The 15,875-nt window shown below is 56.1% G+C and carries 11 protein-coding genes and 1 other RNA gene; 8 read left to right on the top strand and 4 right to left on the bottom strand.

Translation table 11 applies throughout. The features are described from left to right. Positions 1-115 precede the first annotated feature (115 nt). From BLU64_RS04995 to rmf, 7 genes are all read left to right on the top strand, one after another. Positions 116-676, top strand: a complete 561-nt coding sequence (locus tag BLU64_RS04995) for a cell division protein ZapC (RefSeq protein WP_074728025.1) — start codon at positions 116-118, stop codon at positions 674-676. 515 nt (positions 677-1,191) lie between these two features. Continuing rightward, a complete protein-coding gene (gene rlmKL / locus BLU64_RS04990) occupies positions 1,192-3,309 on the top strand; it encodes a bifunctional 23S rRNA (guanine(2069)-N(7))-methyltransferase RlmK/23S rRNA (guanine(2445)-N(2))-methyltransferase RlmL (protein ID WP_026742689.1) in 2,118 nt (705 codons plus the stop codon). Positions 3,310-3,313: 4 nt separating this feature from the next. Continuing rightward, entirely contained in the window at positions 3,314-5,233 is a 1,920-nt protein-coding gene (locus tag BLU64_RS04985) for an ABC transporter ATP-binding protein (protein WP_026742688.1), read from the top strand. A 62-nt stretch (positions 5,234-5,295) separates the two neighbouring features. Then, positions 5,296-6,537 (top strand): membrane integrity-associated transporter subunit PqiA, encoded by a 1,242-nt coding sequence (gene pqiA, locus BLU64_RS04980; protein WP_026742687.1) that lies wholly within the window; start codon positions 5,296-5,298, stop codon positions 6,535-6,537. Positions 6,538-6,550: 13 nt separating this feature from the next. Next, positions 6,551-8,194 (top strand): intermembrane transport protein PqiB, encoded by a 1,644-nt coding sequence (pqiB, locus tag BLU64_RS04975; RefSeq protein ID WP_074728023.1) that lies wholly within the window; start codon positions 6,551-6,553, stop codon positions 8,192-8,194. A gap of 3 nt (positions 8,195-8,197) precedes the next feature. Next, a complete protein-coding gene (gene pqiC, locus BLU64_RS04970) occupies positions 8,198-8,761 on the top strand; it encodes a membrane integrity-associated transporter subunit PqiC (RefSeq protein ID WP_074728021.1) in 564 nt (187 codons plus the stop codon). 255 nt (positions 8,762-9,016) lie between these two features. Beyond that, the gene (gene rmf, locus BLU64_RS04965) at positions 9,017-9,184 is read left to right on the top strand and encodes a ribosome modulation factor (RefSeq protein WP_071999766.1); all 168 of its coding nucleotides are present in this window, start codon (positions 9,017-9,019) and stop codon (positions 9,182-9,184) included. Between the two features lie 114 nt (positions 9,185-9,298). Here the strand turns inward: rmf and BLU64_RS04960 are convergent, their stop codons facing one another. Beyond that, the gene (locus BLU64_RS04960; RefSeq protein ID WP_026742684.1) at positions 9,299-10,345 is read right to left on the bottom strand and encodes a 3-deoxy-7-phosphoheptulonate synthase; all 1,047 of its coding nucleotides are present in this window, start codon (positions 10,343-10,345) and stop codon (positions 9,299-9,301) included. A gap of 132 nt (positions 10,346-10,477) precedes the next feature. After that, the gene (gene ppsR, locus BLU64_RS04955) at positions 10,478-11,305 is read right to left on the bottom strand and encodes a posphoenolpyruvate synthetase regulatory kinase/phosphorylase PpsR (RefSeq protein WP_026742683.1); all 828 of its coding nucleotides are present in this window, start codon (positions 11,303-11,305) and stop codon (positions 10,478-10,480) included. A gap of 278 nt (positions 11,306-11,583) precedes the next feature. Here ppsR and ppsA point away from each other — a divergent pair, with 278 nt between their 5' ends. Beyond that, complete coding sequence (ppsA, locus tag BLU64_RS04950; protein ID WP_026742682.1) at positions 11,584-13,962, top strand: phosphoenolpyruvate synthase; 2,379 nt, start codon at positions 11,584-11,586, stop codon at positions 13,960-13,962. A gap of 157 nt (positions 13,963-14,119) precedes the next feature. On the opposite strand, the gene rprA is transcribed toward ppsA, so the two are convergent. Continuing rightward, an RNA gene (gene rprA / locus BLU64_RS04945) (antisense sRNA RprA) lies at positions 14,120-14,221 on the bottom strand. Positions 14,222-14,479: 258 nt separating this feature from the next. Then, on the bottom strand, positions 14,480-15,586 hold the full coding sequence (gene ydiK / locus BLU64_RS04940) for an AI-2E family transporter YdiK (RefSeq protein WP_394296480.1): 1,107 nt from the start codon (positions 15,584-15,586) through the stop codon (positions 14,480-14,482). Between the last annotated feature and the right edge of the window lie 289 nt (positions 15,587-15,875).

Here is a 15,875-nt window from a genome sequence, read left to right as displayed (position 1 = left end):
GGCTAGTCTATATTTTTCGTGCTGTATAAAAATAACGCACTCGAGTTCTCTACGGGTTAAATTTGCAGGCGTTAAATATCGCAGGCAGCGCAAAAGGAAGAATGAAGGTATCACGATGAAATTAAAACCTGACGATAATTGGCGTTGGTATTTTGACAACGAACAGCAGCGTCTGATGTTGGATCTGGCGGATGGCATGTTATTTCGTTCCCGTTATCCTATGTCGATGTTAACCCCGGATGCTTTTAGGGAAAGCGCGTTTTGCGTCGATGACGCCGCGTTATTTTTTACCTATCAGGAAAAGTGTCAGGGAATACCCCTCCCACAGGCGGAAAAAGCCGAACTGGTATTAAACGCGCTGGTGGCGAATCGCTTTATGAAACCGCTAATGCCCAAAAGCTGGCACTTCGCGCCGCAATCAGGTGAGGGCTACCGCCCGACGACAGGTGACATCGTCACCGTTCAACTCGTCGATCGCGATGAAGACGCCACCCTGTTGGTGGTGGAAGAGGGCGAGAAAGCCAGCCTGTGTTTAGTGGCGCAAAGCCAACTGATGCTGAATGCTAAAATGCTGCAACTTGGCGATCCCATCAAAATCATGCACGACCGCCTGTTGCCGACAGCCGCGGTTGACGATATCGACAGCGATTCGTCCCAGTATGCCTGTGTAGGTTGACTCCGCTGGTTACGGAGTCGGCTACACAGAACCGGCGTCGGCCGTGCGGGTATTTGCACAGACTTCGGGAGTGACTGACCCGTTCCCCTCTCGTCGTTAACGGCAAGTTTTTGTTAGTCCTCATCACGTCTTTCCCAGACTTCCTATGTTTTATCGCGCGTTTTACATTGGCCTGACTTGTCGATGTAACTGATATGACGACGGTTTAGACGTCAAATGATGACCGCGCATCGCCTCTTTAATAGACGTTTTGTGTGGCTTGTTCCGGGATATTCCGACCAACCGCAACCCGAAGGTCCCTTTACCGACAGCTTATCGTCCAAGCCACACCAGCCCGCGTTGCAGGGGCGCGGCGTCGTCATCTATCGTATAAGCATCGTGATATTCAAGGATCGTTTCCGCCCGACCCGACATAGCTAAGACCATAATGGCTTCGGTCGGCTGCGGTGCATTATGACAACCGGTGGGGATTAGCTATAATGCGCCTCAATTTTCTTTAAGGTGATATCTGCTCTATGAACTCTCTGTTTGCCAGCACGGCGCGTGGTTTGGAAGAATTATTAAAAAGCGAACTTGAGACGCTGGGCGCTCAGGATTGCGCAGTCGTGCAGGGGGGCGTGCATTTTCAGGGAGACGATCGCCTGGTGTACCAAAGCCTGATGTGGAGCCGCCTGGCGTCCCGCATTCTGCTTCCGCTCAACGAATTCAACGTCTACAGCGATTTGGACCTCTATCTGGGCGTTCAAGCCGTGGATTGGTCGACCATTTTCAGCGTCGATAAAACCTTTGCCGTCCATTTCAGCGGCACTAACGACGAAATCCGTAATAGCCAGTACGGCGCATTGAAAGTGAAAGACGCCATCGTCGACAGCTTCACCCGCCGTACCGGTCAACGTCCCGACGTTGCCAAACAGCAGCCGGATATTCGCATCAACGTTTTTCTGCAGCGAGAGAAAGCCAGCGTGGCGATCGATCTCAGCGGCGACGGCCTACATATGCGAGGCTATCGCGAGCTGGCCGGTCAGGCGCCCCTCAAAGAAAATCTGGCTGCCGCTATCGTGCTGCGTTCCGGCTGGGAAAACGGCACGCCGATGGTCGATCCCATGTGCGGCTCCGGGACGTTATTGATCGAAGCGGCCATGATCGCCGCCGATCGCGCGCCGGGCTTGCATCGCCATCACTGGGGATTCCTGGCTTGGCAGCAGTTTGATCCCACGCTGTGGAAAGAGGTGACTACCGAAGCGCAACAGCGCGCCCGCGCCGGGATGCAGGCTACCGCGTCCCGTTTCTTCGGCTCGGATAACGATCGCCGGGTGATCGACATTGCTCGCGCCAACGCCCGCCGCGCCGGTGTCAGTGATTTGATTCGTTTCGATGTCTGCGACGCCATTCAGCTTAAAAATCCGCTGCCGGAAGGCCCTACCGGGACGGTGCTCAGCAACCCGCCTTACGGCGAGCGTCTGGAAAGCGAACCAGCCCTGATCGCGCTGCACAATATGCTGGGGCGGATTATGAAAGCGTCGTTCGGCGGCTGGCAGCTGTCTCTTTTCAGCGCTTCGCCGGAGCTGCTGAGCTGTTTACAACTGCGCGCCGACCGCCAGTTCAAAGCCAAAAACGGCCCGCTGGACTGTGTGCAGAAAAATTACCAGCTGGCGGCGAACAGCGCTGAAAACGTAAGCGCGCCAGCGGATGATTTTGCCAACCGACTGAAGAAAAACCTGCGCAAGCTGGACAAATGGGCTAAACAGCAGGGGATTGAATGCTATCGCGTTTACGACGCCGATTTGCCGGAATACAACGTCGCCGTTGACCGTTACGGCAGTTGGGTGGTGGTGCAGGAGTACGCGCCGCCGAAGACGGTGGATGCCCAAAAAGCCCGTCAGCGTTTGTTCGACGTCATCAATGCCACACTCAGCGTGCTGGGCGTGCCGACTAATCAGCTGATCCTTAAGACGCGTGAACGGCAAAAAGGGAAAAATCAGTATGAGAAGCTCGCCCAAAAAGGCGAGTTCCTGCTGGTGGACGAGTACAACGCTAGACTGTGGGTCAATCTGACCGACTATCTGGATACCGGTCTGTTCCTGGACCACCGCGTCGCCCGCAAAATGCTGGGCGAACTGAGTCAGGGAAAAGATTTCCTCAACCTGTTCGCCTATACCGGGACGGCTAGCGTTCACGCAGGCATCGGCGGCGCACGCAGTACGACCACGGTGGATATGTCGCGTACCTATCTGGAATGGGCGGAGAAGAACCTGCGCGCCAATGGTCTCACGGGACGTCATCACCGACTGATCCAGGCGGATTGCCTGAGCTGGTTGAGCCAGTCCAACGAACAGTTCGACGTGATTTTCATCGATCCGCCGACGTTCTCCAACTCTAAACGCATGGAAGCCACGTTTGACGTGCAGCGGGATCATCTGATGCTGATGAAAGATTTGAAGCGCCTGTTAAAACGCGGCGGTACCATCATGTTTTCCAACAACAAACGGGGCTTTCAGATGGATATGGAAGGCCTCGCCGCGCTGGGGCTGGATGCACAGGATATTACTGCACGTACCCAATCGCAGGATTTCGCCCGCAATCGTCAGATTCACAACTGCTGGCTGCTGAAGCATGCCGGAGAGGAAAAGTAATTACATGTCATTAATCAGTTTATCGGGCGCCTGGCTTTCATTCAGCGATGCGCCGCTGCTGGACAATACTGAGCTGCATATCGAAGACAACGAGCGTGTCTGTCTGGTCGGTCGTAACGGCGCCGGAAAATCCACGCTGTTGAAAATCCTTGCAAAGGAGATCCCTCTGGACGATGGGCGTCTTATCTTCGAGCAGGACCTGATTGTCGCCCGATTGCAGCAGGACCCGCCGCGCAACGTGGCCGGCAGCGTTTTCGACTTTGTGGCGGAGGGCGTCGCGGAGCAGGCGGAGCATCTGAAGGCATATCACGCCGCGCTGCGGCTGGTCGAAACCGATCCTAGCGAACGAAACTTGAATCAACTGGCTAAAGTCCAGGAAGTGCTGGACCATCAGGGTCTCTGGAAACTGGAAGATCGCATCAACGCCGTGCTGGAACAGCTGGGCCTGACCGCAGACACGCCGCTGTCGTCCCTGTCCGGCGGTTGGTTGCGCAAGGCCGCGTTGGGCCGGGCGCTGGTTAGCGCTCCTCGGGTATTGCTGCTGGACGAACCAACGAACCATTTGGACATCGAAACCATCGACTGGCTGGAAGGGTTCCTGAAATCGTTTCAGGGCAGCATCATTTTCATTTCTCATGACCGTTCTTTCATTCGCAATATGGCGACCCGCATCGTTGATTTAGACCGCGGCAAACTCGTTTCCTGGCCGGGCGACTATGATAAGTATCTGGCGGGCAAGGAAGAGGCCCTGCGAGTGGAAGAACTGCAGAACGCGGAATTCGACCGCAAACTGGCGCAGGAAGAGGTTTGGATCCGTCAGGGCATCAAGGCTCGCCGCACCCGTAACGAAGGCCGTGTGCGAGCGCTGAAGGCCTTGCGTCAGGAACGTACTCAACGTCGCGAAGTGATGGGATCGGCCCAAATGCAGGTGGAAGAGGCGGCGCGATCCGGCAAAATCGTCTTTGAACTGGAAAACGCCAGCTATCAGGTCGGCGGCAAAGTCCTGCTGAACAACTTCTCCGCCCAGGTTCAGCGCGGCGATAAAATCGCGTTGGTCGGGCCTAACGGCTGCGGTAAAACCACGCTGTTGAAGCTGATGCTGGGCCAGTTGAAGCCAGATAGCGGCCGCATCCATTGTGGGACAAAGCTGGAAGTGGCTTACTTCGATCAGCATCGAGCCGAATTGGATCCGGAGCGGACGGTGATGGACAACCTGGCTGAAGGCAAGCAGGAAGTGATGGTCAACGGCCGCTCTCGCCACGTGCTCGGCTATTTGCAGGACTTCCTGTTCCACCCTAAACGGGCGATGACGCCGGTGAAGGCGTTGTCCGGCGGAGAACGAAATCGCCTGCTGTTGGCGCGGCTATTTTTGAAGCCGAGCAACCTGTTGATTCTCGATGAACCGACCAACGACCTGGATGTGGAAACGCTGGAGCTACTCGAAGAGCTGCTCGACAGCTACCAGGGCACGGTATTGCTGGTCAGCCATGACCGTCAGTTCGTCGACAACTCGGTAACGGAATGCTGGATTTTCGAAGGCAACGGCGTTATCGGCCAGTACGTCGGCGGTTACTATGACGCACAGCAGCAGCGTTCAGTGGCTACTCCGCTGCGCGCGACGGCGACTTCTGCTCCCGTCGAGTCCAAGTCTGCGCCCGCCGTATCGCGGCCGGCCAAACCGGCCGCCACGGTGAAGCTCAGCTACAACCAACAGCGTGAACTGGCGCAGTTGCCTCAGCAGTTGGAAGAGTTTGAGCGTGAGATCGCTTCGCTGCAGGCGCAGATGAACGACCCATCGTTTTTCTCACGACCTCATGAGGAAACGCAGCCGGTGCTGGATGCGTTAGCGTCGGCGGAACAGCGTCTGGAAACCAGCTTTGCCCGCTGGGAAGAGCTTGAGTCTTTGCAAAACGGCAACGCGTAGCTTTTGACGTCAGGCAAGCCCGCCTCGCGGCTGCCTAGTTGGCTGGCAACAGGAGGTTATTGATGTGCACCCACTCCCACTCTGCGGAGGGTAAAATGTTGTGCCCGCAGTGCGACCTGCTGGTCGAGCTTCCTGACTTACGGCCAGGTCAGCGGGCGGTATGCCCGCGATGCAATACGCTGCTGACGAGCCATCGTCCTGAAGCGCGCTGGCGATCGGTGAGTTTCGCCATCAGCGCGCTGGTGATGCTGTTTCTGTCTGCGCTGTTTCCCTTCGTCTCCATGCAGGTGGCGGGGATCACCAGTGAAGTCACTTTGCTGGAAATCCCCAAAGTCATGGTGGATGAGAACTATGCCAGCGTCGCGACGCTGTTCATGCTATTCGTGCAGTGTATTCCCGCCAGCTGCATGCTCATCATCATTGGGCTGTGCGGGCATATCCGGATGAATCTTGGACTCACCCGGCTGCTGGCGCGAATTCTGTTCCAACTGAAAAGCTGGGGTATGCCGGAAATCTTTCTGGCCGGTGTGCTGGTAAGTTTCGTCAAACTGATGGCTTACGGCAGCATCGGCATCGGCATCAGCTTTATTCCCTATGTCCTGTTTTGTCTTCTGCAACTGCTGGCTTTTCAGAGTCTTGACCGCCGGCGTTTGTGGCACGACGTCACGCCCGCGCCGGCGGTGCCGGATACGCTGGAAACAGGGCGCAGCGGGATTGCGCAGGGCGTGCGCTCGTGCAACTGCTGTACGGCAGTGCTCCCGGCGGATGTGCAGGTGTGCCCGCGTTGCCACACGCATGGACATCTGCGTCGGCGTCATAGCCTGCAGTGGACGCTGGCGCTGCTGGTCACCTCGCTGATGCTCTACATCCCGGCTAATATGTTGCCCATCATGGTGACGGAAGCGCTGGGCAATAGAATGGATTCGACGATTATGTCCGGCGTTGTCTTGCTGTGGGGCTCCGGTTCCTATCCGGTGGCCCTGGTGATATTTATCGCCAGCATCATGGTGCCGACGCTGAAGATGATCGCGCTCGGCTGGCTTTGCTGGTGTACGCAGGGCAAAAGCCGTCACGATACCGAGCGGATGCATCTGGTCTACGAAGTGGTGGAATTCGTGGGGCGTTGGTCCATGATTGATGTGTTCGTGATTGCCGTGCTGTCCGCGTTAGTTCGCGTCGGCCGTTTTATGAGCGTGTATCCTGAAATCGGCGCAGTGCTGTTTGCCGCGGTGGTTCTTCTGACCATGCTTGCCGCTATTATGTTTGATCCCCGCCTGTTGTGGGATCGTTACAACCGTGAGTGAGAGGAGTTTTCCATTGACGAAAAATAACCACAGCGCCGCGGAGATTGAATCGCTTAAGCGCTGGTCTCCGGTCTGGATTGTGCCCATCGTCACGTTGCTGATCGGCGCCTGGATCCTGTTTTATCACTTCAGCCATCAGGGGCCGGAAATTACGCTGACGGCACAGACGGCAGACGGCATTGAGGCGGGGAAAACGCCCATCAAGAGCCGCAGCGTCAACGTCGGCGTGGTGGAAAGCGTGGTGTTGAGTAAAGACCTCCATCAGGTTGAGATCAAAGCGCGTTTGAATAACGACATGGATCATCTGCTGAGCACCGATTCGGTGTTCTGGGTGGTCAAGGCTCAGGTTGGACGAGAGGGGATTTCCGGACTCGGGACGCTGCTGTCAGGGTCGTTTATTCAGTTGCAGCCCGGTTCCAATAAGGATGAAAGCCGAGATTTTAAACTATTAGACAGTCCGCCGTTGGCGTCTCCGGATGCCAAAGGGATTCGCGTGTCGCTGACCAGCGAACGCGCCGGCCAGTTGAATGCGGGCGATCCGGTGCTGTTCCGCGGTTATCGCGTTGGCTCGGTGGAAACCAGCCACTTTGATCCTGCGGAACGAAAAATGAGCTACCAGCTGTTCATTAACGCACCCTACAACTCGCTGGTGACCAGCAACGTTCGCTTCTGGAAAGATAGTGGCGTCGCGCTCGATCTTTCTGCGCAGGGGATGCGCGTCGAGATGGGCTCGCTGGCGACATTGCTAAACGGCGGCGTGAGCTTCGACGTGCCGAGCGGCTGGGAATTGGGCGATCCGGCGAAGGAACACGCCGAATACCGGCTCTACGACAGCCAGCGCAGCATTCAGGATACGCTGTATACCCGATTCAAGGAGTATCTGGTGTTCTTCGACGAGTCCGTACGCGGTTTGCAGCCGGGAGCCCCGGTTGAGTTCCGCGGCATCCGTTTGGGTACCGTGTCGCAGGTTCCGTTCTTCCCGCACGAGATCAAGCAGAGTTTGACGAATGACTACCGCATTCCGGTCATGATCCGTATCGAACCAGACCGTTTGCAGGCGCACGTCTGGGATCAGTTGAATCTGGAACAGGAAATCAAGGAAGCGCCGGCGCTGGGGCTGCGTGCCTCTATGAAGACGGCCAATATCCTGACTGGCGCGCTGTATATCGATCTGGACTTTTACCCGCAGTTGAAGGGGCGTCCGGTGTCGATGGTCAAGGTCGACGGCTATGAAGTCTTGCCGACGGTCAGCGGCGGGCTATCGCAAATCCAGCAAAAATTGATGACGGTATTGGATAAGGTGAACGGTTTGCCGTTGACGCCAATGGTATCGCAGGCCACGCAAACGCTGGCTGAAAGTCAGGCGACGTTGCGCGAGCTGCAGAAAACGCTGGCGTCGCTGAACCAGATCACCGGCAACAAAACGATGCAGGAACTGCCTCAGGATATGCAGCGTACGCTGCGTGAGCTGAATCGTAGCATGCAAGGCTTCCAGCCGGGTTCTCCCGCCTATAACAAGATGGTGAACGATATGCAGCGGTTAGATCAGGTATTGCGTGAACTGCAGCCGCTGCTGCGCACCCTGAACGGCAAGAGTAATGCGCTGGTGTTTGAAGCATCGGGTGGTCAGGATCCGCAACCGAAGAAGGCGAAATAAATCATGATGAAACGATGGACATTGGCGTTAGTGCTGCTGCTTGGGGCGTGCAGCAGCGATTCACACAAGGTTTACTATCAGCTGCCGTCGGAGGCCGATAAAGCCACGGCTTCCGTCACCCCAGCCTCCGCGCCCCACCTGTGGGTGCGTGGGGTTGCGCTGGCCGACTCGCTGTCGAACAGCGGGATTGTGTATCAGACGTCCGACGTCCGGTACACCATCGCCAGCAACAACCTCTGGGCCAGCCCGCTGGACCAGCAATTGCAGCAGTCGTTGATAGCGACGCTGCAGCAGGGGCTGCCTTCATGGGGGGTAGTGAACCGTGAGCCGGATGGCGATCGGGCGACGCTGGATATCACCGTATCCGCCTTCCAGGGCCGATACGATGGTAGTGCGGTGATTCGCGGCGCCTGGACGCTGCGTTATCAGGATCGCATTATTACTCAGCCGTTCAACGTCACGTTGCCGCAGTCTGAAGACGGCTACGATGCGCTGGTGAAAACGCTGGCCGAAGGCTGGCAGCAGGTGGCTCAGTCCATTGTTCGTCAGGCTGCCGCTCTGTCCTGATTGGTTATAAAATAGACCGCTGAATGTCGATTTCTTGTATCAACAGAGGCAATCAGCGGTTTTGTTTTCCCCTCAAACGGTTACCGTGAACCGTTCCCGCCTCCAGGTAAAAGATTCCGATATTGGCTCACAAATATGACGATGGCGTGAATATTGCGACTTGATCTTCAGACCAGGAATCGCTATTCCTTAAATGTGGTTGCTCATAAAGTAATCACCATTCTTTCCACCAGACTCGTATGAGGGAAATGAGGCATGAAGAGACAGAAACGAGATCGCCTTGAACGGGCGCATTCACGCGGTTATCAAGCAGGTATTTCTGGTCGACCCAAGGAGCTTTGCCCCTATCAATCGATCAATGCTCGGTCTTACTGGTTGGGAGGGTGGCGACAGGCCATGGAAGATAGGGCAGTAGCAGCTTAGCGCTGCCTTAGCTAATGAAAAGGAACCGCCTCCGCCTTGCTGCGGAGGTTTTTTTATGGCGGTTCCGACGTGGTCGTGCAGCGTGATTCTTGTCACGCGGATTCCGGCGACGAATTACAACCGGTGGCTCACCGCCTCCGCCAACTGAGCCAGTACGCGCTCGCTGTCTTCCCAGCCTAAACAGGGGTCCGTAATAGACTGGCCGAACGTCAAGGAGGCCGGATTGAGCGAGGGCTGAGCGCCTTCCACCAGAAAACTCTCTATCATCACCCCCGCGATAGCCGTGGTTCCCTCGGCGATTTGCCCACAAACCGAGAGTGCCACATCACTCTGTCGCCGGTGCTGCTTCTGACAGTTGCCGTGACTACAGTCGATGATAAGCCGCGGCGTCAGAGAAAACGACGCCAACTGCTGGCAAGCTTGCGCCACATCTTCGGCATGGTAGTTGGGCGTTTTCCCGCCGCGCATAATCATGTGGCCATACGGATTTCCCGATGAACGGTAGACCGACATCCGGCCTTGTTTATCCGGCGACAGAAACATGTGAGACGCCTGAGCGGAGCGGATTGCATCAATCGCAATGCGAATGTTGCCGTCCGTTCCGTTCTTGAACCCGACCGGGCAAGATAGCGCCGACGCCATTTCCCGATGAATCTGGCTCTCCGTCGTGCGTGCCCCGATGGCGCCCCAGCTAATCAGATCGGCAATATACTGGCCGGTGACGATATCCAGAAATTCGGTGGCGGCCGGCAGGCCCAGCTTGTTGATCTCCAGCAGCAGTTGACGGGCGAGTGTTAAGCCTTTATTGACCTGAAAACTGCCGTTCAGATCCGGGTCTGCGATTAATCCCTTCCATCCCACCACCGTGCGCGGTTTCTCAAAATAAGCCCGCATCACGATTTCCAATCGATGTTGATGGCGCGTGCGAAGTTCGGCTAACCGTCGTGCGTACGCCAGAGCGCTTTCCGGATCGTGGAGGGAGCAGGGGCCGATGATGACAAGCAGACGCGGGTCGCGTCCGGATAGAATATTTTCGATGTTGGATCTCGCCGTCGTCACGGTTTCGGCGACGTCGGGCGTCAAGGGAAGCGCGCCGATCAGTTGTTCCGGCGTTATCAGCGTATCAAGGCGTGAGCTGCGGAGTTCGTCAGTTTGGGGCATGAAAGCATTCTCAGTAAAAGGGAAAGGAGGCGCTGATAGGTTCAAGCGGAGCAGAAGCACTTGTGCTTAACGCTTTGGTTCGCCTCCATCCAGCACGATGCGGAGAAGTCTACCACCCATCGTACCTTTGAACTAGTACATGCGCCTGCTCATGCCCAGGATATCGATGATCCGAGCGGAAATCTCTTCCACGGAGTAGTTGGTCGTATTGATGTATTTGATCTGATAACGCCGGTAAAGCGCCTCGACTTCCCGTAGCTCCAGCCGACACTGTCGTAACGACGCATAATGGCTATTGCCGCGCCGCTCTTCGCGAATGGCGGCCAGCCGTTCTGGATCGATGGTCAGACCGAACAGTTTATCGTGGTACGGCCGCAGCGCCTCGGGCAACCGCAGGTTGAGGTTGTCCAGATCTTCGGCGATGAACGGGTAGTTGGCGGCGCGGATGCCGAACTGCATCGCCAGATACAGGCTGGTGGGCGTTTTTCCGCAGCGTGAAACGCCCAGCAAGATGACCTGAGCCTGATCGAGATTGCGCAGCGAGATGCCGTCGTCGTGCGCAAGCGTGTAATCGATAGCGGCAATGCGGGCATCGTATTTTATCAGGTTGTCGGCCGTGAGTCCGTGGGTCCGGTTCGCCACCGGGCTTGGTTCGATATTCAACTCCTGCTGTAGCGGCGCGACCAAGGCTTGAACGATATCCTGACAGAAGCCCTCGCTGCTGACGATGATGTCTCGGACCGCCGGCGTCACGATAGAGTAGAACACCAGCGGGCGCACGCCGCTCTGTTGATAAATCGCATTGATCTGCTCCCGGACGGCGTTGGCACGGCTGGAACTTTCGACAAACGGCAGGGTATAGCTGGTGACATCGACGGGAAACTGCGAGAGCACGGCATGCCCCAGCACCTGGGCTGTAATGGCGGTACCGTCGGAGACATAAAAGACGCTTCGTTCCACAGGGACTCCTCAAGGCGATAGGCTCCGGAGCGGTCCAAACGTAGTATCGGCATCCAGAACCAAGGCGGGGCATATCTTTCTGATTAAGTGGGCAAACCCGCTCACTATTGATGTTTTTTCCCGGCCGCGCAATGTGAATCAGAGGCGACAATTTTTTTTCACTAGGTTGATCGATTCACCTTTCCCAGCTTTACAAAACGCTATGCTACGCTCGAAAAAGCTGAGGTTTCAGCAGCAGTGCTTCCATACCCTACATTGTATGCAGAAGGATAATTTCGATGTCCAACAACGGTACAGATAAGCGTAATGTCTTGTGGTACGACCAACTCGGTATGCATGACGTGGAGCGGGTAGGCGGCAAGAACGCCTCTCTGGGTGAGATGATCACCAACCTGTCATCGCTGGGCGTGGAAGTCCCCAATGGCTTCGCGACAACCGCTCAGGCGTTCAATGATTTTTTGACACAGAGTGGCATCAACCAGCGGATTTACGCGCTGCTGGATAAAACCGACATTGACGATGTCAACCAGCTGGCCAAAGCCGGCGTCCAAATTCGTCAATGGATTGTCGATACGCCATTCCAGCCTGCGTTGGAACAAGCGATACGCGATGCCTATCAGCAGCTATCAGGGGACGATCCAGACGCTTCCTTCGCCGTCCGTTCGTCGGCCACCGCCGAAGACATGCCCGATGCTTCCTTCGCCGGTCAGCAAGAGACATTCCTCAACGTACAGGGCTACGATGCCGTGTTGACGGCGGTCAAACATGTATTCGCCTCGCTGTTCAACGACCGCGCCATTTCTTACCGTGTACATCAGGGCTACGATCACCGCGGAGTCGCGCTGTCCGCCGGGATCCAGCGTATGGTGCGTTCCGATCTGGCGGCGTCCGGCGTCATGTTTACGCTGGACACCGAATCCGGGTTCGATCAGGTGGTCTTCATCACTGCGGCCTGGGGACTAGGTGAAATGGTGGTACAAGGCGCGGTCAACCCGGATGAGTTCTACGTCCACAAACCGATGCTGCTGAAGGGCAATCCTGCGATAGTGCGCCGCAACATGGGGTCGAAGAAGATCCGCATGGTGTATGCCCCCAGTCAAGAGCATGGCAAACAGGTCAGTATCGAGGACGTTCCGGAGACGCAGCGCGACCGTTTCTGCTTAACCGACGAAGAAGTACAGGCGCTGGCGCATCAGGCGCTGCTGATTGAAAAACACTACGCCCGACCGATGGATATCGAGTGGGCGAAAGACGGTCACACCGGTCGTCTCTACATTGTGCAGGCGCGGCCGGAAACCGTGCGCTCGAATGGTCAGGTCATGGAGCGCTATCACCTGCCCGCCAGCGGCGAAGTGCTGGTTGAGGGCCGGGCTATCGGGCATCGCATTGGCGCGGGTGAAGTCAAAAACATCAATGACATCAATGAAATGCATCTGGTTAATGCGGGCGATGTGCTGGTAACGGACATGACCGATCCCGATTGGGAACCGATTATGAAAAAGGCCGCGGCTATCGTGACCAACCGGGGTGGGCGTACCTGTCATGCGGCGATTATCGCCCGTGAGCTGGGGATCCCGGCCGTCGTAGGCTGCGGTGATGCGACGGAGCGACTCGGTAATGGGCAGAAGGTGACCGTCTCCTGTGCGGAGGGCGACACCGGCTACGTCTATCAGGATCTGTTGGACTTCACGGTGAAAAGCTCGCCAGTGGACGCCATGCCGACTTTGCCGCTCAAAATCATGATGAACGTAGGCAACCCGGATCGCGCCTTTGACTTCGCCTGCTTGCCTAATGACGGCGTAGGGCTGGCGCGGCTCGAATTCATCATCAATCGCATGATCGGTGTGCATCCGCGCGCGCTGCTGGAGTTTGACCAGCAGACGCCGCAACTACAGCAGGAGATTAAAAGTCTGATGCAGGGCTACGACGACCCGGTCGAGTTTTACATCGAACGTCTAAAAGAGGGTATTGCCACGCTCGCCAGCGCCTTCTGGCCGAAGCGCGTTATCGTGCGGCTGTCTGACTTCAAATCCAACGAATATGCCAACCTGGTTGGTGGCGAGCGGTATGAGCCGGACGAAGAGAACCCCATGCTGGGTTTCCGTGGCGCAGGCCGTTATGTCTCGCCTGACTTCTGTGACTGTTTTGCGCTGGAATGTGAAGCGGTCAAACGGGTGCGCGATGTGATGGGGCTAACCAACGTCGAAATCATGATCCCGTTTGTTCGCACCGTTGAACAGGCGGAAGCGGTGGTGGCGGAGCTGGCGGCGCAAGGATTACGTCGTGGCGACAAAGGGCTGAAAATCATCATGATGTGTGAAATTCCGTCCAACGCGTTGCAGGCTGAAGCGTTCCTGCGGCACTTTGATGGATTTTCCATCGGTTCGAACGATATGACGCAGCTGACGTTGGGCTTGGATCGTGACTCCGGCGTGGTATCGGCGTTGTTCGATGAACGCAATGAATCGGTAAAAATATTGCTGGCAATGGCGATCAAAGCCGCTAAAGCGCAGGGCAAATACGTCGGCATCTGCGGACAAGGGCCGTCAGATCATGAAGACTTCGCCGCCTGGTTGATGGATCAAGGCATCGACAGCCTGTCGTTGAATCCGGATACCGTAGTGCAAACCTGGCTGAGTCTCGCGGAAATCCGCTAACAGAGGGTCATCGGTCCGATACGGTAATCGCGATACTGTTTCTTATTGCTTTGTCATTTAGAGCGTCACGATAGAGGAAACGCGCGTGGTCAACCTTGGTTGTCACGCGCGTTTTTTTGTGGGGCGAAGGGCGCTATCACCAGGAATAATTCGCAGCCAAAAAAAAAGCCCATCACAGGGGATGGGCAAAGACTACACACAGCAATTCGTTACTGGCTCTGACGAGGAGAAACCTCCGGACAGATGTGATTTAAACACTAGCTTCGTTATCCATAGTATGAACTCGTGCCGGATCCGTCATTAAGAATCATCCTAATGGTTAATTGTTTTTTAACGATTTTTTTTAGTTACACAGTTCTCTTGCTGATATCTCCTTATGTGTAAGGATTTACAGAATGCCCGTCATTAGGGTTAAATCGGAGTTGTCTTAAATAGGTAAGCTTTTCTTAATTGTTTCCTGTTCTCCAAGGCAGAAACTGCCTTGGAGAATGTCATCGGATAAGGAAACGTCGGCGGGTTATAGTTGGGTGCTTTTAGGATCGACGTGCACGTCTGACAGTGATGGCGGCTCCGGGGTGTCCTGCATCCAGGCGGAGAGCAGGCGGTAGGAAACCGCCAACACGACCGGCCCAATGAAAAGTCCGATCATGCCGAAGGCCAGCAGGCCGCCGATGACCCCGGACAGGATCAGTAGTAGCGGCAGATCGGCGCCCATCCGGATTAGGATTGGTCTGATGACGTTATCCAGCGTAGCGACGACGCCGCTCCATACCAACAGCACGGTTCCCCAGGTCGTATCGCCAGTCCAGTACAGCCAGATGATGGCGGGGACCAGCACCGGCAGTGGACCGAGCTGCGCGACGCAGCTCAGGAACATCAGAACGGTGAGCAGCGTCGTATAGGGGATGCCGGCGATCGTCAGGCCGATCCCGCCGAGCACGGATTGGACAATAGCCGTGACGACCACGCCCAGCGCCACGGCGCGGATGGCCTGCGCGGCCAGGATCACCGCCGCATCGCCGCGTTCCTGCCCTAAACGAATGGCAAGGCGGCGAACGCCGAAGGCCACTCGATCGCCTTTGCTGTACAGCAAGACGCTGAACAGCACCATCAGGGCGCAATGCATCAAGAAACGGCCAACGTGCGCGGCCTGCGCCACGACCCAGGTCGCCGTTTTCCCGACATAAGGCTGAACCTTCGACATCAGGGCGCTGCCTCCGCTGTGAATAAGCGTCTGCCAGCTGCTATAGAGTTTGTCGCCCACCATAGGAACGGATTTAAGCCACTCCAGCGTGGGCGGCGCCATGCGCTCCTGAGAAGACGCCCAGCCGATCAACGTCGAAGAGTTATCGATCACGCTGCTTACCAGAATAGAGGTGGGGATGACAAATAGTAGAATCAGAAGCAGCGTCATGGCGACGACAGCCAGCGACCGACGGCCCCAGAGCAGTTTCTGCAGGCGGACCAGCAGCGGCCAAGTAGCGATAACCACCATGCTCGCCCAGGCAAAACCCAGAATAAAGGGCTGGATAACCCAAAAGCAGGCAATGATCATTACGGCAATGAACATAAGCGTGAACAGCATTGTAGCTAGGTCGAAACGGGGTGACTGAGAGTGTTCCATCAACGATTATTACCTCTTGAGCGAATGTCTTATCGACTGACGATAGACTTTGTCAGCGGGAAAGATAATAGCGGTAAAAAAGCCCAGATGCTGCATTTACTGCGGCCAGGGTGGTGAGTCTTGATCCCACGCCTTGCGCCGAACAGGGCGTGTTCCCCTTAAGTTTTTATCGTTCCGTAGGCGCGCCACGGCATGAAATGTGATAAAACAAAAATTGTGCGGCGCCGGGATAAAGAAGCGTCACGCCTCTAATTCTATCACTGTTTTGCAAACACTATTCTACAGACAG

Origin of the sequence: Lonsdalea quercina (genome assembly GCF_900107885.1) — a bacterium.
Classification (GTDB): domain Bacteria; phylum Pseudomonadota; class Gammaproteobacteria; order Enterobacterales; family Enterobacteriaceae; genus Lonsdalea; species Lonsdalea quercina.
Note: the sequence above shows the minus strand (reverse complement) of the source record. Positions and strands in the feature narration are given on the sequence as shown.

Bases quoted from the DNA above. Each gene is read 5' to 3' on its own strand.
- rlmKL (WP_026742689.1), top strand. From the start codon at position 1,192: ATGAACTCTCTGTTTGCCAGCACGGCGCGTGGTTTGGAAGAATTATTA.
- ydiK (WP_394296480.1), bottom strand. From the start codon at position 15,586: ATGGAACACTCTCAGTCACCCCGTTTCGACCTAGCTACAATGCTGTTC.
- BLU64_RS04995 (WP_074728025.1), top strand. From the start codon at position 116: ATGAAATTAAAACCTGACGATAATTGGCGTTGGTATTTTGACAACGAA.
- ppsA (WP_026742682.1), top strand. From the start codon at position 11,584: ATGTCCAACAACGGTACAGATAAGCGTAATGTCTTGTGGTACGACCAA.
- pqiA (WP_026742687.1), top strand. From the start codon at position 5,296: ATGTGCACCCACTCCCACTCTGCGGAGGGTAAAATGTTGTGCCCGCAG.
- BLU64_RS04960 (WP_026742684.1), bottom strand. From the start codon at position 10,345: ATGCCCCAAACTGACGAACTCCGCAGCTCACGCCTTGATACGCTGATA.
- BLU64_RS04985 (WP_026742688.1), top strand. From the start codon at position 3,314: ATGTCATTAATCAGTTTATCGGGCGCCTGGCTTTCATTCAGCGATGCG.
- rmf (WP_071999766.1), top strand. From the start codon at position 9,017: ATGAAGAGACAGAAACGAGATCGCCTTGAACGGGCGCATTCACGCGGT.
- pqiC (WP_074728021.1), top strand. From the start codon at position 8,198: ATGATGAAACGATGGACATTGGCGTTAGTGCTGCTGCTTGGGGCGTGC.